The following is a 23,093-nucleotide window of genomic DNA, read 5'->3' as shown; positions in this document are numbered from 1 at the left end:
GCACGGACCGGGCGGGCGCTCCTCGCGGCGGACGCGGTGGGCCCGTCCGGGGACTTCCCCGACGCGTTCCCGAAGAGGATCACGTTCGCGGTGGGCGGCCTGATCCCGTCCCCCGCACCGCTCTACGACTACAACCGGGTCGTCGGGCTGGTCGGTGGCGTACTCGTCCGCCTGGCCCGGCATCGCGGAAGGAGAACTCGTGAGCACCATCGTCCGAGCGGGTCTGGTCCAGCAGAGGTGGACCGGCGACAAGGATTCGATGATCGCGAACGCGGTGGAGGCGGTCCGCACCGCCGCATCGCGGGGTGCCCAGGTCGTGTGCCTCCAAGAGCTGTTCTACGGCCCTTACTTCTGCCAGGTCCAGGACGCCGACTACTACTCCTACACCGAGGGCGTCCCGGACGGCCCGACCACCGAGCTGATGTGCCGGGTGGCCGAGCGGCACGGGGTGGTGCTGGTCGTGCCCCTGTACGAGCAGGAGCAGCCCGGCGTGTACTTCAACACCGCCGCGGTGATCGACGCGGACGGCACCTACCTGGGCAAGCACCGCAAGAACCACATCCCGCAGGTGGAGGGGTTCTGGGAGAAGTTCTACTTCCGGCCCGGCAACCTGGGCTACCCGGTGTTCGACACCGCGATCGGCAAGATCGGCGTGTACATCTGCTACGAGCGGCACTTCCCGGAGGGCTGGCGCGCGCTGGGCCTGGGCGGGGCGCGGATCGTGTTCAACCCCTCGGCCACCTCGCGCGGCCTGTCGGAGTACCTGTGGCGGCTGGAGCAGCCCGCCGCCGCCGTGGCCAACGAGTACTACGTGGGCACGATCAACCGGGTCGGCGTGGAGCCGCTGGGCGACAACGACTTCTACGGCCAGTCGTACTTCGTGGACCCGCGCGGGCAACTGGTCGGCGAGGCCGCCTCGGACACCGAGGAGGAGGTGGTCGTCCGCGACCTGGACATGGACCGGCTGGCCGAGGTGCGCGACCTCTGGGCGTTCTACCGCGACCGCCGCCCGGACACCTACGACTCGCTGGTGACGCCGTGACCACCCTGGTGAAGGGCGGTCTCGTGGTGAACGCGACCGGGGCCGTGGCCGCCGACGTGCTGGTGGCCGGCGAGACGATCGCGGCGCTGCTGGTGCCCGGGTTCCCGGTCCGGGCCGACGAGACGATCGACGCGACGGGCAAGTACGTGATCCCCGGCGGCATCGACGCGCACACGCACATGGAGATGCCCTTCGGCGGCACGTCCTCCACCGACACGTTCGCCACCGGCACCACGGCGGCGGCGTGGGGCGGCACGACGACGATCGTCGACTTCGCGGTGCAGGCCAAGGGCACCTCGCTGGAGGCCGCGCTGGACCGGTGGCACGCCAAGGCGGACGGCAACTGCGCGATCGACTACGGGTTCCACATGATCGTCTCCGACGTGAACGACTCGTCGCTCAAGGAGATGGAGTCGTGCGCGGCGGCGGGCGTGAACACGTTCAAGCTGTTCATGGCCTACCCCGGCGTCTTCTACGCCACCGACGGCGAGATCCTGCGCGCGATGCGCAAGGCGCGGGAGATCGGCGCGACGGTCATGATGCACGCCGAGAACGGCATCGCGATCGACGAACTCGTCGCCCAGGCCCTCGCCGAGGGCCGCACCGACCCGGTGGAGCACGGCCTGACCAGGCCGGCCGAGCTGGAGGGCGAGGCCACGTCCCGGGCGATCACCCTGGCGAAGGTGACCGGCGCGCCGCTCTACGTCGTGCACCTGTCCGCCGCGCAGGCGTTGGACGCGGTGGCGAAGGCGCGCGACACCGGCCAGAACGTGTTCGCCGAGACGTGCCCGCAGTACCTCTACCTGTCGCTGGAAGACCTGGCCAGGCCGGACTTCGAGGGTTCGAAGTACGTGGCCTCCCCTCCGCTGCGCCCCCGGGAGCACCAGTCCGAGCTGTGGCGGGGACTGCGCACCAACGACCTGTCCGTGGTGTCGACCGACCACTGCCCGTTCTGCTTCAAGGACCAGAAGGAGCTCGGGCGCGGCGACTTCTCCAAGATCCCCAACGGCATCCCGGGCGTCGAACACCGGGTGGACCTGCTGCACCAGGGCGTGGTGCGGGGCGAGATCAGCCTGGAGCGGTGGGTGGAGATCACCTCCACCACGCCCGCGCGGATGTTCGGCCTGCACCCGCGCAAGGGTGTGGTCGCGCCCGGCGCGGACGCCGACCTCGTGGTGTACGACCCGACCGCGAAGCAGACGGTGTCGGCCGCCACCCACCACATGAACGTGGACTACTCGGCGTACGAGGGCATGGAGCTCACCGGCCGGGTGGACACCGTGCTGTCGCGCGGCCGGGTCGTGGTGGACGGCTCCGGCTTCCGCGGCGCGGTCGGGCACGGCCGCTTCCTGCCCCGCGAGCTCAACCAGTACCTGGTCTAGGGGGTCCGCTGTGGACTTCGGTGTGGTGTTGCAGACCGACCCGCCCGCGCGGGACGTCGTGGCGGGGCTGAAAGCCGCCGAGGACAGGGGTTTCCGCTACGGCTGGACGTTCGACTCGACGGTGCTGTGGCAGGAGCCGTTCGTCATCTACTCGCAGGTGCTGGCCGCCACGGAGCGCCTGGTCGTGGGTCCGATGGTGACCAACCCGAGCACCCGCGACTGGTCCGTGATGGCGTCGCTGTTCGCCACGCTGAACGACATGTTCGGCAACCGCACGGTGTGCGGCATCGGCCGTGGCGACTCGGCGCGGCGGGTGATCGGGCAGCCGCCCGCGACGCTGGCCACGCTCGGCGCGGCGATGGCCGTGGTGAAGGGGCTGGCCGAGGGGCGGGAGGTGGTCCACCACGGCACGCCGGTGCGCATCCCGTGGGTGCGCGACGGGAAGCTGGAGGTGTGGATGGCCGCCTACGGCCCGCGCGCGCTGAAACTGGTCGGCGAGCAGGCGGACGGCTTCATCCTCCAGACCGCCGACCCGGACATCGCGCGCTGGACCATCGGGACGGTCCGGGAGGCGGCGCTCGCGGCCGGGCGGGACCCGGCGGCGATCACGATGTGCGTGGCCGCGCCCGCGTACGTCGGGGAGGACCTGGCGCACCAGCGGGACCAGTTGCGGTGGTTCGGCGGCATGGTCGGCAACCACGTCGCGGACCTGGTGGCCCGGTACGGCGACTCGGGCGCGGTGCCCCGGGCGCTGACCGACTACGTCAAGGACCGGGAGGGCTACGACTACGCCCACCACGGCCGGGCGGGCCACCGCTCGGCCGACTTCGTGCCGGACTCCATCGTGGACCGGTTCTGCCTGCTCGGCCCGGCGGCGGCGCACGTGGAGCGGCTGCACGAGCTGCGGGAGCTCGGCGTGTCCAACTTCGCCCTCTACCTGATGCACGACGCCCGGGGCGAAACCCTTGCCGCGTACGGGGACGAGGTGCTGCCGCGAGTGTGATCGACGCAGGTCGGAGGCGTGCGCGGGGTGGATTGTCGTACCGTCCCGCTACGCTTCCGACCGTGACATTCGAGACCGACGAAGCCCGGTTCTGGGCACTGCTGGAAGACGCCTGGGCCGGAGTGGGCCCCGAGGCGAACGGGGCGCGCGCGGCGCTGGCCAAGCGCGATCCCGAGGAGGACGCCTTCGACGCGGCGGCCGAGGTGGAGGAGTACCTGGTCCGCGTGCTGACCGCGCTGCGCCAGGCCACCGAGGGCCTGTCCTCGGAGGAGCTGACGGCGCTGGACCGGGTGGTGGAGCGCAAGCTGCACGACATCGACCGGCGTGACGTGCACGAGGTGACCGACGGCTCCGACGACGGGTTCCTGTACGCGCGCGGGTTCATCGTCGCGCTCGGGCGGGAGTTCTACGAGGCCGTGTCGCGGAATCCCCGGCTCGCCGTGCCGGACGCCGAGTGCGAGGCGCTGTGCTACTTCTTCGCGCACCTGCACGCGGACCTGTTCGGCGGGTTCCCCGGCACCGGCTCGGGCATCTCCCGGGAGACCGCGACGAACCCGACCGGCTGGGCCTAGGCGACGACAGGGGAAACACGCCCGAAGGGGGACGCGCCCGAAGGGGAACAACGCAGAGGGAACGACGCAGAGGGGGACGCACTCGGCCGGGTCTTCCCGGCCGGGCGCGACCGGCGGTGATCCACGCGCCGGAGTTCGCGGTGCGGCGGTGCGGCGGTGCGGTGACCGCGTGGCGCGAGCCTCGCCGACCTGGCCGACGCGACCGGCACTCCCGGCCCGCCTGGTCGACGCGATCGGCACCCCGATCGGCCTGGTCGATCCACCCGGTATCCCCGCCGCCTGATCGACGCGATCGGCACCCGGTGGGCGGACCGGTGCGGCGCGGGCGTTCCGCCGTCCGGTCGTGGTGCCGACCGGCTGCGGCAGTCCGCGGGCTCGACCGCGCGAGCCTCCACCGGCCGCCGATCCGGTGCTACCGTCGAGAGCGTGATCGACTTCGAGAAAGCGTCCGTGTTCAAGCTCGCGCCGTGCCGGCCTGAGGACATCGCGCCGCAGGTGTCGCCGATCATGATCCAGGGCGAGCAGATCGTGTCGTGCTTCAAGACCGTGCGCGACTTCGTGGTGTTCACCAACAAGCGGGTGATCGCGGTCAACGTCCAGGGCATGACGGGCCGCAAGAAGGACTTCACGTCGCTGCCCTACAGCCGGGTGCAGGCGTTCTCCATCGAGACGGCGGGCACCTTCGACATGGACGCCGAGCTCGACCTCTGGTTCTCCGGCCTGGGCCAGGTCCGCCTGGAGTTCCGAGGCCACGCCGACGTCCGCCTGCTCGGCCAGATGATCGCCACCTTCATCCTCTGAGACCGTCCTCGAAGCCGGCGGCGGTCGTCGTTCCGGGCCGCCCCACCACTCGCCGTCCCCCGAGGACCACGCCGCCGGCTCAGCGCACCGAGCGGGTCACGCCGTCCCAGCCGGCCAGCGCTTCGGGCAGGATCTCGGCCAGTTGCACGGGGTAGACGGTGTCGTCGGTGGCGCGCAGTTCCTCCACCGACCACCACCGATGGCCGCGAATGGTGTGCCGCTCCACCTCGTTGAACCGGGACGTGTCGACGTCCGCCGCGTCCCGGCGGCACACGAAGAACCACTCCTCGGCCGCGTAGCTGAGCCCGTCGAAGCTGAACACCGCCCGCCGCTTCCACACCGGGCCGACCAGGTCGTCCGGCGCGAGCTCCAGCCCGGTCTCCTCGAACGCCTCGCGCAGCGCCGCCGCCCGCAGGTCTTCGGCGTGCTCGACACCGCCGCCCACGGTGAACCAGAACAGCTCGTCGGGCCGCGCCGGGTCGAAGCCCTCGAACAGCAGCACCCGGCCGGCCGGGTCGGCGAGCACGACCCGCGCGGACACCCGCCGGGTCGGCAGGTCCTCCAGCGGTTCGGCGATCTCGAAGTACGCCGGCGTCGGCGCGGTGCCCGCCAGGCGCAGCCAGCGCACCAGCCGCCAGCGCCGCAGCGCCAACGTGTCCCGCACGGCGTCGTTGTGCACCCGCCGCGCCAGCACCACCCGCTGCTCGGCGTCGGACAGCTCGGCCGCGAGCTCCGGGGCCAGCGCCGACCGGTCCAGGTCTTCCAGCACACCGCTGAGCTCGTTCTCGGCCGCCTCGCGGTCGGGCCGCGTCGCCCGCTCGGCCCGGTCCGCCGCGTCGCGCAGCTCCGGCGCGTCGCACAGCACCGCCACCGCGCGGGTCACCACGGCCCGCCGCGCCAGGGCGGCGTCCAACGCGGCCCACGCGGCGTCGGTGCGCACGTGCAGCCGGTCCAGCCGGTTCGCGGTGCCCAGGACTCCCGGACCCACCAGCACGATCAGGCCGAGCAGCACCAGGAACGTCAACGCCATGCCGGAGCTGGTCACGCCTCCCCCACCTGTCGCGGGTCCGCCGCCATCGCGCTCTCGTAGACCCGCAGCACCTGCCCGGCCACCACCGACCAGTCGTAGGTCATCACCCGCCGGCGGGCCGCGTCCACGTACTCCGCGCGCCGGGCCTGGTCGCCGAGCAGGTCGCGCAGCGCGCGGGCCAGCGCCGCCGAGTCCCCGACCGGCGTCAGCACGCCGGCCTCGCCGTCGTCCAGCACCCGCCGGAACGCGTCCAGGTCGGCGGCCACCACGGGGGTGCCGGCCGACATCGCCTCGGTGAGGATGATGCCGAAGCTCTCGCCGCCGGTGTTCGGCGCGCAGTACACGTCCACGCTGCGCAGCGCGCGGGCCTTGGTCTCGTCGTCCACCATGCCCAGGAAGTCCATCCGGGAGGCCAGGGCGGGTCCGGCGGCCTTGCGCAGCTCGCTCTCGTCACCCCGGCCGACGATCAGCAGCCGCACGTCCCCGGGCAGCTCCCGGAACGCCTCCAGCAGCACCGGCATCCCCTTGCGCGGCTCGGTGAACCGGCCGACGAACCCGATCGTGCCGCCGGGTCGCGGGTAGCCCTCCAGCGGGTCGGCGTCGGCGAAGAAGCCGACGTCCACCCCGTTGGGGATCTCCACCGCGTCGCCGCCCAGGTGCTCCACCTGCACCCGCCGGGCCAGCGCGGACACCGCGATCCGGGCGGTGATCTTCTCCAGGAACGGCTGGAGCACCACCTGGAACGCGGAGAGCATCTTGGAACGCGGCGTGGACGTGTGGAACGTCGCCACGATCGGCCCGTCGGCCACCATCAGCGCCAGCATGGACAGCGACGGCGCGGTCGGCTCGTGCAGGTGCAGGACGTCGAAGTCGTGCTCGGCGATCCACCGCCGGACGCGGGAGAACGACACCGGGCCGAACGACAGCCGGGCCACCGACCCGTTGTACGGGATGCCCACCGCGCGCCCGGCGGAGGTGACGAACTCCGGCACCGGCGTGTCGTCGTCGGCCGGGCCGAGCACCTCCACCTCGTGCCCGAGCGAGCGCAGCGCGCGCGCCAGGTCGACCACGTGCGCCTGCACTCCTCCGGGCACCTCGAAGGAGTACGGGCAGACGATGCCGACCCTCACCCGACGTCCTCCCTGCGGGACAGCACCCGGCGCAACGCCTTCTGCCTGCTCTCCGGCAGGTCGGCGAGCCACAGCTTCTGGAGCATGTGCCAGTCCGTGGGGTGGGCCGCGATGTCGGCGGCGAACACGTCGGCCAACTGCTGGGTCGCCGGTGCCACGCCCTTGAGGCCGGTGACGCGCAGCGGCGGGTGGATGCGGAACACCCACCCCTCCTCGGTGAACCACAGGGTGGCCGGGAGCAGCGCCGCGCCGGTCGTGGCGGCCAGGTGCGCGGGTCCGGCGGGCATCATGGTCTGCTCGCCGAAGAACGTCACCGGCACGCCGCCGGCGGTCAGGTCGCGGTCGGCGAGCAGGCAGACCACGCCGTTGGCGCGCAGCCGCTCGGCGAGCACGACCGCCGGGTTGCGGTCGCCGCCGGTCAGCGGCAGCACCTCGAAGCCCAGGCTCTCGCGGAACGCGATGAACCGGCGGTACAGCGATTCGGGCTTGAGCCGCTCGGCGACGGTGGTGAACCCGCCGGCGTGCCGGACCAGCCACACGCCCGCGACGTCCCAGTTGCCGCAGTGCGGCAGCGCCACGATCGCGCCGTTGCCCGCCGCGAGCGCCGCGTCGAGGTTCTCCACGCCGGTCATGGTCCGGTCGGATTCGAGGTAGAGGGCCTGGAGGTCCATCGACGGCAGCCGGAACGCCTCCCGCCAGTACCGCGCGTAGGACCGGACCGACAGCCGCACCAGTTCGTCCATCTCGGCCGCGCCGGCGCGCGGCACGACCCGGCGCAGGTTGGCGTGCAACTGCCGGATGCCGTCGCCGCCGCGACCGGACGCCCAGTCGGCGGCCCGCTCGAACAGCGCGACCGCCCACTTCTCCGGCAGCAGGCGGACCAGCCGCCAGCCCGCGGCGAAGCCCAGGTCGGTCAGGCGTTCCTTCACGTGGCCGACTCCTTCGCGGCTTGCCGCACGGCCAGCAGGCGCTGCGCCACGGTGATGACGATCAGCGCGGCGAGCAGGTACAGCGCCACCGGCAGGACGTAGGGCACGCCGAGGCCGTGCAGCCCGACGCCGATCAGCACGACGACGAACCGGTCCGCCCGCTCGGCGAGGCCGACGTCCGCCGTCAGCCCGGACGCTTCCGCCCGCGCCTTCACGTACGAGGTGACCTGCGCGCCGACCAGCGACACCAGGGTCGCCGCGGCGAGCCCGTGCTCCCCCGCGCCGAAGCACCACCAGGCGACGGCGGCGAACAGCGCGCCGTCGGCGATCCGGTCGCAACTGGCGTCGAGCACCGCGCCGTACGCGGTGCCGCCGCCCTGCGCGCGGGCCATCGCGCCGTCGATCAGGTCGAACAGCAGGAACGCGGTGACCACGGCGGCCCCGGTGAACAACTGCCCGCGCGGGATGAACCACAGCGACGCCGCGACGGAGCAGACGGTGCCCAGCACCGTGACGGTGTTCGGGGTGAGGCCGCGTCGCAGCAGCCACGCCCCGATCGGATCGGTGACGCGTGAGACCGACGCGCGGGCGAAGATGTTCAACATAAGGCGGCGACTGCACCTACCGGCGGGGGACGACTGGGTCCCGGGCAGCCTAACGGCCCAGCTCAGCCGAGCTTGCGGTGGTCCCTGGAGATCCCCTCCAACAGGTCCTCAAGCTGCTCACCGCGCATCGCCAACCGCTCCAGCCGCCCGAACAGGGTCAGGTACTCGCGCACGTCGTGCGGGTCGGTGATCGTGGCGTTGCCGGTCAGCACGCTCAGGGTCACCACCCGCTCGTCGTAGACCTGGAAACCGTGCAACGCCACCAGGTTCGCGTCCGCCGTCCAGGGCACCACGCCCAACTGGACGTTCGGCCGGTGCATGGTCTGCACGAGGTGGTCGATCTGCTCGCACATCAGGTCCGCCGAGCCCAGCCGCCACCGCAACGCCCCCTCGGCCAGCAGGAACACGAACCTCTTGCCGAGGTCGTCCATCCTGGCCCGACGGCTGCGCAGCGTGGCGATGGCGGTGTCCTGCTCGTGCGCCGGAGTCGCGTTCAGAACCACCCGGAGGTAGTTCTCGCTCTGCAACAAAGCCGGAACGCCGGCGTTCTGGAAGAAACGACTCGTGGTCGCCCGCGCCTCTATCCGGGCCACGGTCTGCTGGTGGCGGTGCGCGCCCCGGTGCAGCACCACGCGGCGGGTTTCCGCCTCGGCGTGCAACTGGCGGGCCAGCTCCACCAGCTCGACCCTGGTCTCCCGGCTCGCCGACAACTCGACGACCAGGCGCTCCACGTCGGTCACGGACGGGAGGAGCATCCCGTTCTCGATCTTCGACAACTTCGACTGGCTCATCCCGGTGGCCCGCGCGGTAGCCGTGCCGGTCATCTTGGCTTCCGTGCGCAGCCTTCGTAACTCGCGCGAGAGCCGTTCTCGGGCCAGCCGCGAACGCTCAGGTGCGGTCATGAAACGCAACTTACTGAGGAGCGGTCCTCGTGACGATCGGCCACACAGGGAATACCGGGCGTTGACCCATCACTCCATGGTGATCTACCGCACGCTCACGGTGCGTATTCGGGTTGCACGTGCAATTGCACGTGCATCTGCTCTTGCAAAACCGCCTTTCCACCAATTCGGGCCGCTCGGAACCCGTCCGCGTCCTCTTGCGACCGCACCGCCACCCCCGAATCGAGCGCCGGACGGGGAACGCGCGGATCGCGGAACGCGGATTCGGCGACGGAGCGCGACCACGCGGATTGATCACGGATCGACCGTGGATTGATCACCGAGGGCAGCCCGACAGCGACCGCGCCGGCGACGTACGCGGCGGCGGTGTCGCCCGGCAGCGGTGGTCGCGGCGGGTGTTCGCGGCGGGCGGTGTCCAGACTCAGCGGTGTTCAGACGCGGGGGTATTCAGACCCGGGGGTGCCTGGGGCCGGGGGTGTCTGAGGTCGGGGATGTTCGCCGGGGACGACGCCGGGTCGGCTAGTGCGCGTCCCAGGCACCGGCCAGCAACTGCCGGGTCTCCCCCAACAACTGCGGGATGACCTTGGTGTGGCCGATGACGGGCATGAAGTTGGCGTCGCCGCCCCACCTCGGCACCACGTGCTGGTGCAGGTGGGCGGCGATGCCCGCGCCCCCGACGACGCCCTGGTTCATGCCGATGTTGAAGCCGTGGGGTTGGGCGACCGCGCGGACCACCCGCATCGCGCGCTGGGTGAACTCGGCGAACTCCACCGTCTCGGCGGCGTCGAGGTCGGTGTAGTCCGGCACGTGCCGGTAGGGCAGCACCATCAGGTGACCGGGGTTGTACGGGTACAGGTTGAGCACCGCGAACACCCGCTCACCCCGGGCCAGGACCAGGCCGTCCGGGTCGTCGAGCTCGATCACCCGGCAGAACGGGCAGCCCGCGGGCTCGTCGCCGTCCGCCTTGCCCTCGCCGCGCACGTACGAGAGGCGGTGCGGGGTCCACAACCGCTGCAAGCCGTCGCGGACCCCGACCCCGTCCTGCTCCTCGTACCCCGGCGTCACTGGACGAGGTCCGCCGTGGGCGAGGCGTTCTCGCGGCGGTTCACCCAGCCGAGGATCGTCTCGACGGCCTTGGCCACCGGCACGCCGTTGACCTGGGTCCCGTCGCGGAACCGGAACGACACCGCGCCCGACTCGACGTCCTTGCCGCCCGCGAGCAGCATGAACGGCACCTTCTGCGTGGTGTGGTTGCGGATCTTCTTCTGCATCCGGTCGTCGGAGGCGTCGACCTCGACCCTGATCTCGTGCTCGCGCAGCGCCGCCGCCACCTGCTCCAGGTGCTCGACGTGCTCGTCGGCGATCGGGATGCCGACCACCTGCACCGGGGCCAGCCACGCCGGGAACGCGCCCGCGTAGTGCTCGGTGAGCACGCCGAAGAACCGCTCGATGGAGCCGAACAGTGCCCGGTGGATCATGATGGGCCGCTGCCGGGAACCGTCGGGCGCGGTGTACTCCAGCTCGAACCGCTTGGGCATGTTGAAGTCGAGCTGGATGGTCGACATCTGCCAGGACCGGCCGATGGCGTCCTTGGCCTGCACCGAGATCTTCGGCCCGTAGTAGGCCGCGCCGCCCGGGTCGGGCACCAGTTCGAGCCCGGAGTCGACGGCGGCCTGCCGCAACGTCTCGGTGGCCTCCTCCCACTCCTCCGGCTCGCCGATGAACTTGGGCGAGTCGTCCCGGGTGGACAGCTCCAGGTAGAAGTCGCTCAGGCCGTAGTCGGCGAGCAGGTCGAGCACGAACTTGAGCAGCGACCGGAGCTCGCCGGGCATCTGCTCCTTGGTGCAGTAGATGTGCGAGTCGTCCATGGTCAGGCCGCGCACGCGGGTCAGGCCGTGCACCACGCCGGACTTCTCGTACCGGTAGACCGTGCCGAACTCGAACAGCCGCAACGGCAGCTCGCGGTAGGACCGCCCGCGCGACCTGAAGACCAGGTTGTGCATCGGGCAGTTCATGGCCTTGAGGTAGTAGTCCTCGCCCTCGAACTGGATGGGCGGGAACATCGTGTCGGCGTAGTGCGGCAGGTGGCCGGAGGTGTGGAACAGGCCGCCCTTGCTGATGTGCGGGGTGTAGACGAACTCGTAGTCGGACTCCTCGTGCCGGTGGCGCGAGTAGTTCTCCAGCTCGCGGCGGACGATGCCGCCCTTGGGGTGGAACACCGCCAGGCCGGAGCCGAGCTCGTCCGGGAAGCTGAACAGGTCGAGCTCGACGCCCAGCTTGCGGTGGTCGCGGCGCTCGGCCTCGGCGAGCAGCTCCAGGTAGGCGTCGAGCGCCTCCTGGGACTCCCAGGCCGTGCCGTAGATGCGCTGGAGCTGGGGGTTGTTCTCGTTGCCGCGCCAGTAGGCGGCGGCCACGCGGGTCAGCTTGAACGCCGGGATGTGCTTGGTCGTCGGCACGTGCGGGCCGCGGCACAGGTCGCCCCAGACCCGGTCGCCGGAGCGCGGGTCGAGGTTGTCGTAGATTGTCAGCTCGCCGCCGCCGACCTCCATCACCTCGGTGGTGTCGACATCGGACTTGAGGTCGACCAGTTCGAGCTTGAACGGCTCGGCCGCGAGCTCGTCCTTGGCGGCGTCCACGGACTCGACCACGCGCCGGTCGAACCGCTGCGCGCCCTTGATGATCTGCTTCATGCGCTTTTCCAGCGCCTGGAGGTCCTCGGGCGTGAACGGCTTGTCGACCTGGAAGTCGTAGTAGAACCCGTCCTTGACCGGCGGGCCGATGCCCAGCTTGGCGTCCGGGAACTGCTGCTGGACGGCCTGCGCGAGCACGTGGGCGGCGGAGTGCCGGATGACGGCGCGCCCGTCGGGCGTGTCGGCGGCGACCGCCTCGACCTCGACGTCGACGCGGGGAGCCCAGGACAGGTCGCGCAGGTGGCCCTCGGCGTCGCGGACGACCACGACGGCGTCCGGCCCCTTGCCGGGCAGTCCCGCCTCCCGGACCGCCGTGCCCGCGGTGGTCCCCGCCGGCACCACCACGCGAGGTGGGGCGAGAGCGGCTGCGGGACGTGGCTGGGACACGATGACTCCTCCGGTAGGCGGACCTTCGGTGCAGATGTTATCGGTGCTCACCGAACGGATATCGGCCGACACGTCCCACCGCCCGCCCGAACCACCCCCCGACCACGGCCCGCGACCTCCCCCTCACCCACCGAACCGCCCACCCCGCCCGGTTCCGGACGGCCACGACCAGCCGCCACCGGCCGGGTTCGCGGAGATGAACAGCTCATTCACAGCCAGCGATCAGGGTGCGCTCAGGTCGGCGGCGCACCCTGGGGGCGCACCCCCCGACGACCGGAGCACCCCATGGCCGACCAGCCCGAAGGCACCCAGCCCACCGCCCGGCAACATCCAGCGCCCCAGGCCGAAACACCACCGGTCGAGGCTCCCCGGAGCGACACACCCCAGAGCGAAGCGCCCCGAGCCGAAGCGCCCCAGGCCGCTGCGGGGCAGCAGCACATCCCCCCGCCGCACGTCCCGCCGACCACCCGGGGCGGGTTCGGCCGGTTCGCCCGGCACAGGGCCACCCAGCTCGTCGCCGTGGGCCTGATCGGGCTCGTGCTCGGCGGCGGCCTGGTCGCGCTGTTCGACCGGGGCGGGCACGGGCGGGGCGACCGGCCGGGGCTGTCCCGGATGGACGACCGCCACCCGGGTCGCGGCCCGGGGCGCGACTCCGACCGCCACCCCGGCCGGGAGTTCCGCGACCTCCCCCGCTGACCCGCCGGACGCCCGGCGGGTCGCGGTGATCCACTCGGCCCAACGGGCGTCCGCCAACGGTCGCGACCGGAGGCGCAATTCGGCGGGGAATGGTCTGTTCGGGAATTCGGCGCACTCGAACGGACCCGGCAAGTGTGAACGAAAGTCCACGGACGGAATACCCGCCGAATAGCACTTCCCCCGCACAGCGGCTTAACGCCGGACGCGGTGCGGAGCATGATCACCTCATGAGCACCGCGACCACTTCCGGCAGTTGGCCGACCATCAGCACGAACCCGCCCGACCTGGAGGGTCTGGGCACTCCGCACGTCAAGTGGGGCGTGCCGGCCGGCTCGGGCAAGAGCGGGTACGTCTTCGCCGGCGGCTCCACGGACCTGAAATTGGACGGCACCGAGTTCACCCTCGGCACGTTCACCCACGAGAACTTCCCGATCCAGGCCATGCCGGTGGCGCAGTTCACGGTCGACCTGACCGTCAAGGTGGTCTTCGAGGACGGCACGGAAAGCGACTTCAGCTTCACGTTCCGGCACAACGAGACGCCGAACGTGGGCCCGAACCCGGAGGACGAGGTCGACCTGCCCACGTTCGTCTCGCCCGAGTCGGTGACCGTCGACGGCGAGCAGTACGCGGTCGTGATCAGCGGTTTCAAGCAGAACGGCCAGGTCGTCCGCAAGTTCATCAGCGCCGAGAACAGCGCGAACAGCGCGGACGTGGTCGCCCTGTTCAACCGCGTCGGCCGCCCGGACGTGGTCATCACCACCGTGCGCAACAAGGGCCAGGTGAAGCGCACCCAGGCCGACGAGTACGTCGAGGTCGTCAACCGCGGCACGGTTCCGGCGGACATCTCCCAGTGGGTGCTCGGCGCGGACGACGCGGGCCAGGACTTCACCTTCCCGGCCGGCACCGTGCTCCAGCCGGGGCAGCGGATCAGGATCTACACCAACGAGGTCCACCCGGAATCCGGCGGATTCAACTACGGCAGCGGCCGGCCGATCTGGAACGACCAGGGTGACACCGCGAAATTGCGGGACACGAACGGCAACCTGGTTTCGCAGTTCGGCTACGGCAAGAACGCGCCGCCCTCCCCGTGAGCCCACCCGAAAGCGGTGTCGCCCGACCGGGGCGACACCGCTTTCGGAGTTCAGGAAAGAAATCCGCGGAGCAGGGCCGCGGTACCCGCGAGGTGTTCGGACACCGCACGCCGGGCCCCGTCGGGGTCGCCGTCCAGGATTCGGCCCACGACCAGCTCGTGCTGGTCGTTGGAGTGCGCCAGGTTCGGCGGCAGCAGCGGAATCCGGTCCAGCAGCTCGTTGACCCGCATCCGGACGTCGGCGAGGGCGGCGGTCAGCGACGCCGACCCGGTCGCCTCGGCGATCGCCAGGTGCAGCCGGGAGTCCTTGCGCCGGTAGTCCTCCAGCGACGCGGCCGAGCACTCCGCGAGCCGCGCCCGCAGGTTGCGCCGCTCCGCCGGCCCCAGCGCGCGCCCGGCCGCGCACTCGGCGGCACCGGTCTCCAGCACCGCCCGCAACGTCAGCGCGTCCAGCAGCCCGGCAGCCTCCACGGGACGTCCCGGTCGGGCGACGGGCAGCGACGCGTTGACGAACGTGCCGCCGTAGCGACCGCGCCGCGACTCCACGTACCCGGCGTCCCGCAACGACCTGATCGCCTCGCGCAGCGTCACCCGGCTCACGCCGAGCCGGGTCGCCAGCTCCCGCTCGGCGGGCAGCCGCTCCCCCGGCGGCACGACGCCGAGCCGGACGGCCTGCACGAGCCGTTCCACGGTCTCCTCGAACGCGTTGCCCGCCCGCACGGGGCGGAACAGCGCGGCCGGCAGGGGCATCGCCACCGGCTCGTTCACAGGGGTGTCACGTAGGCACCCGCGATACCGCCGTCCACCAGGAAGTTCGACGCGGTGATGAACGACGAGTCGTCACTGGCCAGGAACGCGACGGCGGCGGCGATCTCCTCGGGCTCGGCGAACCGCCCGAGCGGCACGTGCACCAGCCGCCGCGCGGCCCGCTCCGGGTCCTTGGCGAACAACTCGCGCAGCAACGGGGTGTTGACCGGTCCGGGCGAGAGCGCGTTGACCCGCACGCCCTGCCGGGCGAACTGCACGCCGAGCTCCCGGCTCATCGCCAGCACACCGCCCTTGGAGGCGGTGTAGGAGATCTGCGACGTCGCCGCGCCCATGGTGGCCACGAACGACGCCGTGTTGATCACCGATCCCGCGCCCCGCTCCAGCATGTGCGGGATGGCGTACTTGCAGCACAGGTACACCGAGGTCAGGTTGACCTTCTGCACCCGCTCCCACGCCTCGATGCCGGTGGTCAGGATCGAGTCGTCCTCCGGCGGCGAGATGCCCGCGTTGTTGAACGCGATGTCGACCGAGCCCCAGGTGTCGGCGGTGGTCCGGTAGAGCGCCGAGACCTGCTCCTCGTCGGTCACGTCGACCTCGACGAACAGCCCGTCGACCTCGTCGGCGGCGGCCCGGCCGGTGCCGGCGTCGACGTCCGCGACCACCACGCGCGCGCCCTCGCTCGCCAGCCGGCGCACCGTGGCGCGGCCGATGCCGCTGCCGCCGCCGGTCACGACGGCGACCCGGCCTTCCAGTCGCTGTGCCATGTCTCTCCCAACTCGGGTGGTTCGCGTGCGGATCAGTGGGCGATGAAGACGTTCTTGGTCTCGGTGAACGAGGCGAGCGCGTCGGGCCCGAGCTCGCGCCCGAGACCGGAGTGCTTGACACCGCCGAAGGGCGTCGAGTAGCGCACCGAGGAGTGCGAGTTGACCGACAGGTTCCCGGCCTCCACGGCCCGCGAGACGCGCAGCGCCCGCCCGACGTCCCGGGTCCAGATCGAGCCGGACAGCCCGTAGTCGCTGTCGTTGGCCAGCCGCACCGCCCCGTCCTCGTCGGTGAACGGCAGGACCACCACGACGGGGCCGAAGATCTCGTCCCGGGCGGCCGGGTCGTCGGGCGAGACGGGCGCGAGAACCGTGGGGGGGAACCAGAAACCGGGTCCCTCCGGTGCCGAGCCCCGGAACGCGACGGGCGCGTCGTCGGGCACGTAGGACGCCACCTTCGCCCGGTGCGCGGCGGAGATCAGCGGTCCCATCTCGGTCTCCTCGTCACCCGGCGGGCCGACCACGACACCCCGCACGGCGGGTTCGAGCAGCTCCATGAACCGGTCGTAGACCGAGTCCTGCACCAGAATCCGGGACCGCGCGCAGCAGTCCTGGCCCGCGTTGTCGAACACGCCGGACGGGGCGGTGGCCGCGGCCCGCTCCAGGTCGGCGTCCGCGAACACGATGTTGGCCGATTTGCCGCCCAGCTCCAGCGTCACCCGCTTCACCTGGTCCGCACAGCCGGCCAGGACCTGCTTGCCCACCCGCGACGACCCGGTGAACACGACCTTGCGCACGGCCGGGTGGGTGACGAAGCGCTGCCCCACCACGGGTCCGGCACCGGGCAGCACCTGGAACACGTCCGGCGGGAGGCCCGCCTCGCGCGCCAGTTCCGCCAGCCGCAACGCGGTCAGCGGCGTCAGCTCGGCGGGTTTGAGCACCACGGTGTTGCCCGCCGCCAGCGCGGGCGCGAAGCCCCAGACCGCGATCGGCATCGGGAAGTTCCACGGCACGATCACCCCGACCACGCCCAGTGGTTCCTGGAAGGTCACGTCCAGCCCGCCGGCCACCGGGATCTGCCTGCCGCACAGGCGTTCCGGCGCGGCGGCGTAGTAGTGCAGGACGTCGCGGACGTTGTCCGCCTCCCACCGCGCGTTGCCGATGGTGTGACCGGCGTTGCGCACCTCCAGCCGGGCGAGCTCCTCCCGCGCGCCGTCCACCGCGTCGGCGAACCGGCGCAGCAGCCGGGCGCGGTCGGCGGGCGCGACGGCCCGCCACGCCGGGAAGGCCGCGTGGGCGCGGGCGATCGCGGCGTCGGTCTCCTCCACCGACGCCAACCCGACCGGGCGGATCAGCTCCCCGGTGGCCGGGTCGATCACGTCGAACGTGGTCACCGGGCGTTCCCCTTCCTCGTGGCGTCGATCAGCGCGGCGAACAGGCGGTCGTCCTCGCGGTCGGCTTCCGGGTGCGACTGGACGCCGAGCACGAACCGCGCACCCGGCAGCTCCACGGCCTCCACCGTGCCGTCCGGGGCGCTCGCGACGGCCACCACGCCGTCGCCGAGCACGTCCAGCGACTGGTGGTGGTGGCAGTGCACGGTGGTGGCCGGGCCGACGATGCGGGCCAGCCGGCTGCCGGGCGCGACCGCGATGCCGGTGTGCTCGAACACCGCCGGCGCGGGGTTGTGGCCCTCGACGTGCTGGTGCAGCGTGCCGCCCAGGGCGGTGTTGAGCACCTGCGCGCCCCGGCACACGCCGAGCACCGGCAGGTCGAGCTGGAGCGCGGCGCGGGCCAGGGCCAGCTCGGCGGCGTCGCGGTCGGGGCGGGGTGGCCCGGTCCGGGGGTCGCGCTCCCGGCCGTACCGGGCGGGGTCGACGTCCGCGCCGCCGGAGAGCACCAGGCCGTCCAGGAAGCCGATGCCGGCGGCGTCCCACGTGCCGACGGGCGGCAGCAGCACCGGGTTGCCGCCGGCGCGCACCACCGAGTCGAGGTAGTCGCGGTGCAGCACCGCCGCCTCCACGTCCCACACGCCGAACCGGGCGCGTTCGAGGTAGGTGCTGACGCCGATCAGCGGTCTAGAGCCGTTCGAAGCCACGGATTCGCTCCCAGTCGGTCACCGTCGAGTCGTACGCGGCCAGCTCCACCCGGGCCGCGTTGAGGTAGTGGTCCACCACGTCCTGGCCGAACGCGTCCCGCGCGATCGCGCTGCCCGCCAGCAGGCCGGCCGCGTCGCGCAGGGTCGTCGGCACGGTCTCGCGGTCGGAGCCGTAGGCGTTGCCGACGAATTCCTCCTCCAGGGTCAGCCCGTTGTCCACGCCGTGCAGCCCGGCGGCGATCAGCGCGGCGACCGCCAGGTACGGGTTCACGTCGCCGCCGGGCACCCGGTTCTCGAACCGCAGCGACGGGCCGTGCCCGACCACGCGCAGCGCGCACGTCCGGTTGTCCCGGCCCCACGCCACGGCGGTCGGCGCGAAGCTGCCCTCGACGAACCGCTTGTAGGAGTTGACGTTGGGCGCGAGGAAGTAGGTGAGCTCGCGCAGCGCGGCGAGCTGGCCGGCGAGGAAGGAGGTCATCAGCGCCGACATCCCGCGCCCCTCGGCGAACACCGGCTCGCCGTCGGCCGAGCGCAGGCTCAGGTGGATGTGGCAGGAGTTGCCCTCGCGCTCGTCGTACTTGGCCATGAAGGTCAGCGACCGGCCCCGCTGGGCGGCGATCTCCTTGGCCCCGGTCTTGTAGACGCTGTGGTTGTCGCAGGTGGCCAGCGCCTCGGTGAAGCGGAACGCGATCTCGTGCTGGCCGGGGTTGCACTCGCCCTTGGCCGACTCGACCTCCAGGCCCGCGCCGGTCATGTGGTTGCGGATGGCGCGCAACAGCGGCTCGACGCGCGCGGTGCCGAGCAGCGAGTAGTCGACGTTGTACCGGTTGGCCGGGGTCAGGCCGCGGTAGCCCCGGTCCCAGGCGTCCTCGTAGGTGTTGTCGAAGACGATGAACTCCAGCTCGGTGCCGACGAACGCGCGCAGGCCGCGTTCGGCGAGCCGGTCGAGCTGGCGGCGCAGGACCTGCCGGGGCGAGACCGGCACCGGTTCGCCGCCCTCCCACTCGATGTCGCACACGACCAGGGCGGTGCCCTCGTGCCACGGCACGCGGCGCAGCGTGGCCAGGTCCGGCTTCATCACGAAGTCGCCGTACCCGGTGTCCCAGGAGGACATGGCGTACCCGCCGACCGGGTTCATCTCGGTGTCGACCGCGAGCAGGTAGGCGCAGCCCTCGGCGGCGTGGGGCAGCACCTGGTCGAGGAAGTGCCGGGCGGCGCAGCGCTTGCCCTGGAGGCGGCCCTGCATGTCCACGACCGCGATCAGGACGGTGTCGATCTCCCCCTGGTCCACCAGCTCGCGCAACTCCTCGACGGTCAGCATCCGCGGTACCTCCAAAGGTATGACAGCGAGCCATTGGGCGGGGCCATCCTGACACCACCGGATGAGTGGCACCACCCTTTCAGCGGCGGGTTCCGCGCGCTGTTGGTCGACACGGTCAGGTGACCCGAGCCGCTCTCGATCCGCTGCCAAAGGCAGCGTCGTCGACCCATTGGAGCCGGCGAGGGCCACGCACGAAGACGGTGGTGGCGACGTTCTTCGTGGACGAACTCGCCGCCGGGATCACCTCGGGCACCGGCGTGGTGGCACCGGCGCACTCCTGGTTCCCCGGCCCGCCGGGTGGAGGGTGTGCCCGTGGGCGACGGCCCTGGCAGGATCGGGGCGTGAGTGACATTCAACGTGTTGGAGTGGTGGGGTCCGGGCTGATGGGCTCCGGCATCGCCGAGGTCTGCGCGCGGGCGGGGCTGGACGTGCTGGTGGCCGAGGTGGACCTGGACGCCACCGAGACCGCGCGGGGGCGGATCGCCTCCTCGCTGGGCAAGGGCGTGCGCAGCGGCAAGCTCAGCGCCGAGGACCGGGACGCCGCGCTGGAGCGGGTCCGGTTCACCACCGACCTCGCCGCCTTCGCCGACCGGAACCTGGTCGTCGAGGCGGTCGCGGAGAACGAGCGGGTCAAGACCGACGTCTTCAGCGCCCTGGACGCGGTGGTGGAGGACCCGGCGGCGATCTTCGCCTCCAACACCTCCTCCATCCCGATCATGAAGCTGGGCATGGCGACCGGCCGGCCGGAGCAGGTGATCGGGGTGCACTTCTTCAACCCCGTGCCGGTGCTCAGGCTGGTCGAGCTGGTGCCGTCGCTGCTGACCGGCGACGAGACCCGGGCGCGCGCCGAGGCGTTCGTCACCGGCGTCCTGGGCAAGGAGGTCATCCGGTCCCAGGACCGGGCCGGGTTCGTGGTGAACGCCCTGCTCATCCCCTACCTGCTGGCCGCGGTCCGGATGCTGGAGTCCGGCTTCGCCAGCGCCGAGGACATCGACAGCGGCATGGTGCTGGGCTGCGCGCACCCGATGGGTCCGCTGCGCCTGGCCGACCTGATCGGCCTGGACACCACCAAGGCCATCGCCGAGTCGATGTACGAGGAGTTCAAGGAGCCGCTGTACTCGCCGCCGCCGCTGCTGCTGCGCATGGTCGACGCGGGTCTGCTGGGCAAGAAGAGCGGTCGCGGGTTCCACGACTACGCGGGCTGACGGGCGTGACGGGTCTCCGCGAGCGCACGGAGACCCCCGCCGTCAGGCGTGCACGCCGTCCACCACGGCGTCGTAGACCGCGAACCTGAAGTACACCCCCAGGTCGGGGCGGCCGGCGGCGGTGCGGACGCTCAGCAGCTCCTGCATCCCGACCATGGCACCCAGCGGGCGCGGCGCGAGCGCCGCCACCACGTCCCGGTACTGGCGGTGGTCCGCGCCGAAGCGGCGCAGCACCGCGCCGACCCGGTCGGTGGCGTCCGCTTCGGACTCGACCTCGCTGGGCAGCCGCAGGTAGACGTTGGCCTCCTCCGGGCCCGCCGCGCCCGCGCGGAACGCCAGGCAGGTCATGGGTTCGTTGTCCGGCAGGGCGGGCGAGCCGTAGACGTCCCGGTAGGCCGGTCCGGCGAGCACCGGGTCGTGGGTGCGGGCCAGGGACGCCACCCGGTCCAGGTCGACCCGCCCGGTGTGCCGGAAGTAGACCTTCACCCGCGCGTCCGGGGTGTCCGCCAGGTCCAGCGCCACGAACTCCAGCTCGTGCCCCTCGTCGGCGAGCTCGGCGTACCGGGCGGCCACGGCGGACCACGCCGGGGCCAGCCCGAGGCGGCCCATCGCCGCCCCCATCACCTCGGGCACGGCCGAACGGCCGTGCGCCTGCGGGTTGAGGTAGACCTTGTAGCGCGGGCGCTCACCCGGGCGGTACGCCAGCGAGTGCCACACGGTGGGCCGGAACGGTCGCGGCTCGTCCACCACGAACAGCTCCTCGACCGCGAGGTAGCGGGCCAGCGACACGCCCGGCCGGCCCGCCAGCGAGCGGGTCAGCGCCCGCCCGGCGTCCTGCGCGGCCCGCGCCGAGGGCACCGCTCCGAGTGATTCGAACAGCACCCGCACCTCCGGCACGCCGGCCCGCCAGCTCACCGAGAATTCGAGCGGGAAGCCGTCCCGGGAAACGAATGACGGGTAATCGCAGGCGGCCCCGACGGGGCGGTCCGCCCAAGTCCCGAGCACGGCTTCGAGGGCAGCCGCGGAAGTGGCCCGGTGGTGGTCGGAGAATCCCAGTGCGGTGCCGGTGGCGAACCACTTGGCGAATACGAAATCCCGGTATGACAAAAGCGTTGCGTCGAACAGGCCCGCACGACGTGAGGCCGGGACCACAGCGGTGGAACTGGACACTAGGCACCTCCGGGCGCAAGGCTTACCCGGTGGGACCGGGCGCACGCAATGGAGGATCGGGCGGTTGGCGGAGATCACACGACCCGGACGCCGGGCACGCTGCGTGACGGAATTGAGCCGAAAGGGTGGCGGCACTTGTGGCTGAATTCCCGGTGAGTCAATACGCCGAACGTCCCATTCATGATCACACGTGCGTGATCGGCGCGGGCGTCTCGGGCCTCGCGGTCGCCGGAACGCTCCGCGCGCGGGACTTGCCGGTGACCGTGCTGGAGCGCTCCGCCGGCATCGGCGGGCTGTGGCGCTACCCCGACCCGGCCGAGCCCGGTCCGGCCTACCCGTCCCTGCACCTGAACACCTCGGCCAAGATCACCGGGTACTCCGACTTCCCCGTTCCCGATCACTACCCGCGTTACCCCAGGCATGACCAAGTAGCCTCCTACCTGCAACGTTACGCGGATCACAAGGGTGTGACCGACCACGTCGAGCTCGGTGTGGAGGTCGAGTCGCTGACCCGCGGCACGGACTCCACGTGGGTCGTGACCACCCGTGACCGCAACGGCGTGCACCGCCGGCGCAGGTTCGGGCACGTCGTGGTCGCGACCGGCCACCACTGGTCGCCCCGGCTGCCCGCGTTCCCAGGTGATGAGACGTTCCCCGGTCGCCGGCTGCACTCGTTCGACTACTCCGGACCGGCCGGCCACGCGGGCCGGCGGGTGGTCGTGATCGGCTTCGGCAACTCCGCCGCGGATATCGCGGTGGAATTGTCGAGAGTAGCGGCGAAAACCATTGTGGTGCAGCGCCGGGGCGTGCACGTGGTACCGAAGACCATGCTCGGGATACCCATCGACGAAATCGCTTCGGCGGCGTGGTGGGCGCGTCTGGAGTTCCCCGAACAACGCCGTCTCATCGAAACCCTGCTGCGCGTCCTGCGCGGTCGGCTGACCGACTACGGACTGGCCGAGCCGGACCACCGGGTGTTCGGCGGGGCGCTGACGATTTCCGACGACCTGCTCAGCCGGATAAACCACGGCAGCCTGGTTGTCAAGCCCGCGGTGAGCCGTATCGTGAACTCTTCGGTACATTTCGTGGACGGCACGGCGGTGGAGGCGGACGACCTCGTGTACTGCACCGGCTACCGGATCGAATTCCCGTTCCTGCCAGCCGAATGGGTGTTCGAACCGGGCGGGCGGACCGCACTCTTCCAGCGGGTGGTGTCGCTGGCCCGGCCTGATCTCTACTTCGCCGGGCTCATCCGGCCCTTCGGCGCGATCACCCGGCTCGTGCAGGAGCAGGCGGAGTGGATCGCCGACCTGGTGGAGGGCGTCGCGGAGCTGCCCTCCCCGGCCGCCATGCGCCGGGAGGTCGCCGCCCACCTCGAAGCCGCCGGGGCGCGCTACGGCCCGTCGACGGCGGATTCGGTCCAGGTGGACTTCGCGGCCTACCTGGAGGCGCTGCGCAAGCAGCGCCGCACGTCGGTGCTGACCACCCGCCGCGCGTGAGCCGGGGGGTGGTCA

22 protein-coding genes are annotated in these 23,093 nt (G+C 71.8%); 9 read left to right on the top strand and 13 right to left on the bottom strand.

All coding sequences use genetic code 11. The annotated features are described in order from the left end of the window. Window positions 1-199 precede the first annotated feature (199 nt). The 5 genes from AB0G01_RS26600 (at window position 200) to AB0G01_RS26580 (ending at window position 4,800) form a co-directional block, all read left to right on the top strand. Window positions 200-1,042 (top strand): nitrilase-related carbon-nitrogen hydrolase, encoded by an 843-nt coding sequence (locus tag AB0G01_RS26600; protein ID WP_360950373.1) that lies wholly within the window; start codon window positions 200-202, stop codon window positions 1,040-1,042. Then, window positions 1,039-2,424, top strand: a complete 1,386-nt coding sequence (gene hydA / locus AB0G01_RS26595; protein ID WP_360950370.1) for a dihydropyrimidinase — start codon at window positions 1,039-1,041, stop codon at window positions 2,422-2,424. The genes AB0G01_RS26600 and hydA overlap by 4 nt, the downstream gene beginning before the upstream one ends. Window positions 2,425-2,434: 10 nt before the next feature. Beyond that, window positions 2,435-3,427, top strand: coding sequence for a TIGR03842 family LLM class F420-dependent oxidoreductase (locus AB0G01_RS26590; protein WP_360950367.1), 993 nt, complete (start codon window positions 2,435-2,437; stop codon window positions 3,425-3,427). A 62-nt stretch (window positions 3,428-3,489) separates the two neighbouring features. After that, on the top strand, window positions 3,490-3,999 hold the full coding sequence (locus AB0G01_RS26585) for a DUF4240 domain-containing protein (RefSeq protein WP_360950364.1): 510 nt from the start codon (window positions 3,490-3,492) through the stop codon (window positions 3,997-3,999). A gap of 426 nt (window positions 4,000-4,425) precedes the next feature. Continuing rightward, complete coding sequence (locus AB0G01_RS26580; protein WP_041312814.1) at window positions 4,426-4,800, top strand: PH domain-containing protein; 375 nt, start codon at window positions 4,426-4,428, stop codon at window positions 4,798-4,800. A 79-nt stretch (window positions 4,801-4,879) separates the two neighbouring features. On the opposite strand, the gene AB0G01_RS26575 is transcribed toward AB0G01_RS26580, so the two are convergent. The 7 genes from AB0G01_RS26575 to thrS form a co-directional block, all read right to left on the bottom strand. Continuing rightward, window positions 4,880-5,845, bottom strand: a complete 966-nt coding sequence (locus tag AB0G01_RS26575) for an NUDIX domain-containing protein (RefSeq protein WP_360950361.1) — start codon at window positions 5,843-5,845, stop codon at window positions 4,880-4,882. Further along, window positions 5,842-6,960, bottom strand: coding sequence for a glycosyltransferase family 4 protein (locus AB0G01_RS26570; protein ID WP_360950358.1), 1,119 nt, complete (start codon window positions 6,958-6,960; stop codon window positions 5,842-5,844). Before AB0G01_RS26570 ends, AB0G01_RS26575 begins: the two co-directional genes overlap by 4 nt. Further along, window positions 6,957-7,889 (bottom strand): phosphatidylinositol mannoside acyltransferase, encoded by a 933-nt coding sequence (locus tag AB0G01_RS26565; protein ID WP_360950355.1) that lies wholly within the window; start codon window positions 7,887-7,889, stop codon window positions 6,957-6,959. Before AB0G01_RS26565 ends, AB0G01_RS26570 begins: the two co-directional genes overlap by 4 nt. Continuing rightward, window positions 7,886-8,494 carry a phosphatidylinositol phosphate synthase gene (pgsA, locus tag AB0G01_RS26560; protein WP_360950352.1) on the bottom strand — a complete coding sequence of 203 codons (609 nt, stop codon included), beginning with the start codon at window positions 8,492-8,494 and terminating at the stop codon, window positions 7,886-7,888. The genes AB0G01_RS26565 and pgsA overlap by 4 nt, the downstream gene beginning before the upstream one ends. 62 nt (window positions 8,495-8,556) lie before the next feature. Further along, on the bottom strand, window positions 8,557-9,396 hold the full coding sequence (locus AB0G01_RS26555) for a helix-turn-helix transcriptional regulator (RefSeq protein ID WP_360950349.1): 840 nt from the start codon (window positions 9,394-9,396) through the stop codon (window positions 8,557-8,559). Between the two features lie 519 nt (window positions 9,397-9,915). After that, the gene (locus AB0G01_RS26550) at window positions 9,916-10,461 is read right to left on the bottom strand and encodes an HIT domain-containing protein (RefSeq protein ID WP_360950346.1); all 546 of its coding nucleotides are present in this window, start codon (window positions 10,459-10,461) and stop codon (window positions 9,916-9,918) included. After that, complete coding sequence (gene thrS, locus AB0G01_RS26545) at window positions 10,458-12,473, bottom strand: threonine--tRNA ligase (protein ID WP_360950343.1); 2,016 nt, start codon at window positions 12,471-12,473, stop codon at window positions 10,458-10,460. Before thrS ends, AB0G01_RS26550 begins: the two co-directional genes overlap by 4 nt. Window positions 12,474-12,758: 285 nt before the next feature. Here thrS and AB0G01_RS26540 point away from each other — a divergent pair, with 285 nt between their 5' ends. Beyond that, window positions 12,759-13,169, top strand: a complete 411-nt coding sequence (locus AB0G01_RS26540; RefSeq protein ID WP_360950340.1) for a hypothetical protein — start codon at window positions 12,759-12,761, stop codon at window positions 13,167-13,169. Between the two features lie 227 nt (window positions 13,170-13,396). Next, a complete protein-coding gene (locus tag AB0G01_RS26535; protein WP_360950337.1) occupies window positions 13,397-14,260 on the top strand; it encodes a lamin tail domain-containing protein in 864 nt (287 codons plus the stop codon). 50 nt (window positions 14,261-14,310) lie between these two features. On the opposite strand, the gene AB0G01_RS26530 is transcribed toward AB0G01_RS26535, so the two are convergent. Genes AB0G01_RS26530 through AB0G01_RS26510 form a run of 5 tightly spaced genes read right to left on the bottom strand, consistent with a single transcriptional unit; the run spans window position 14,311 to window position 19,204 of the window. Next, window positions 14,311-15,009, bottom strand: coding sequence for an FCD domain-containing protein (locus AB0G01_RS26530; protein ID WP_360950435.1), 699 nt, complete (start codon window positions 15,007-15,009; stop codon window positions 14,311-14,313). 14 nt (window positions 15,010-15,023) lie between these two features. Further along, window positions 15,024-15,791: a 3-oxoacyl-ACP reductase gene (locus AB0G01_RS26525; protein ID WP_360950334.1), complete on the bottom strand. Its 768-nt coding sequence runs from the start codon at window positions 15,789-15,791 to the stop codon at window positions 15,024-15,026. Window positions 15,792-15,823: 32 nt separating this feature from the next. Then, window positions 15,824-17,182 carry an aldehyde dehydrogenase family protein gene (locus AB0G01_RS26520; protein WP_360950331.1) on the bottom strand — a complete coding sequence of 453 codons (1,359 nt, stop codon included), beginning with the start codon at window positions 17,180-17,182 and terminating at the stop codon, window positions 15,824-15,826. Then, complete coding sequence (locus tag AB0G01_RS26515; protein ID WP_360950328.1) at window positions 17,179-17,883, bottom strand: gamma-glutamyl-gamma-aminobutyrate hydrolase family protein; 705 nt, start codon at window positions 17,881-17,883, stop codon at window positions 17,179-17,181. The genes AB0G01_RS26520 and AB0G01_RS26515 overlap by 4 nt, the downstream gene beginning before the upstream one ends. After that, window positions 17,864-19,204: a glutamine synthetase family protein gene (locus AB0G01_RS26510; protein WP_360950325.1), complete on the bottom strand. Its 1,341-nt coding sequence runs from the start codon at window positions 19,202-19,204 to the stop codon at window positions 17,864-17,866. Before AB0G01_RS26510 ends, AB0G01_RS26515 begins: the two co-directional genes overlap by 20 nt. A 341-nt stretch (window positions 19,205-19,545) precedes the next feature. Between AB0G01_RS26510 and AB0G01_RS26505 the strand changes: the two genes are divergently transcribed. After that, a complete protein-coding gene (locus AB0G01_RS26505) occupies window positions 19,546-20,409 on the top strand; it encodes a 3-hydroxybutyryl-CoA dehydrogenase (RefSeq protein WP_360950322.1) in 864 nt (287 codons plus the stop codon). A 42-nt stretch (window positions 20,410-20,451) separates the two neighbouring features. On the opposite strand, the gene AB0G01_RS26500 is transcribed toward AB0G01_RS26505, so the two are convergent. Further along, window positions 20,452-21,414 (bottom strand): tryptophan dimethylallyltransferase family protein, encoded by a 963-nt coding sequence (locus AB0G01_RS26500; RefSeq protein ID WP_360950320.1) that lies wholly within the window; start codon window positions 21,412-21,414, stop codon window positions 20,452-20,454. Window positions 21,415-21,773: 359 nt separating this feature from the next. On the opposite strand from AB0G01_RS26500, the gene AB0G01_RS26495 reads away from it, so the two are divergent. Then, window positions 21,774-23,078 (top strand): NAD(P)-binding domain-containing protein, encoded by a 1,305-nt coding sequence (locus AB0G01_RS26495; RefSeq protein ID WP_360950317.1) that lies wholly within the window; start codon window positions 21,774-21,776, stop codon window positions 23,076-23,078. Window positions 23,079-23,093: the final 15 nt, after the last annotated feature.

Source organism: Actinosynnema sp. NPDC023587 (assembly GCF_040640215.1).
Classification (GTDB): Bacteria; Actinomycetota; Actinomycetes; order Mycobacteriales; family Pseudonocardiaceae; genus Actinosynnema.
This window is presented reverse-complemented; position numbering and strand designations above follow the sequence as displayed.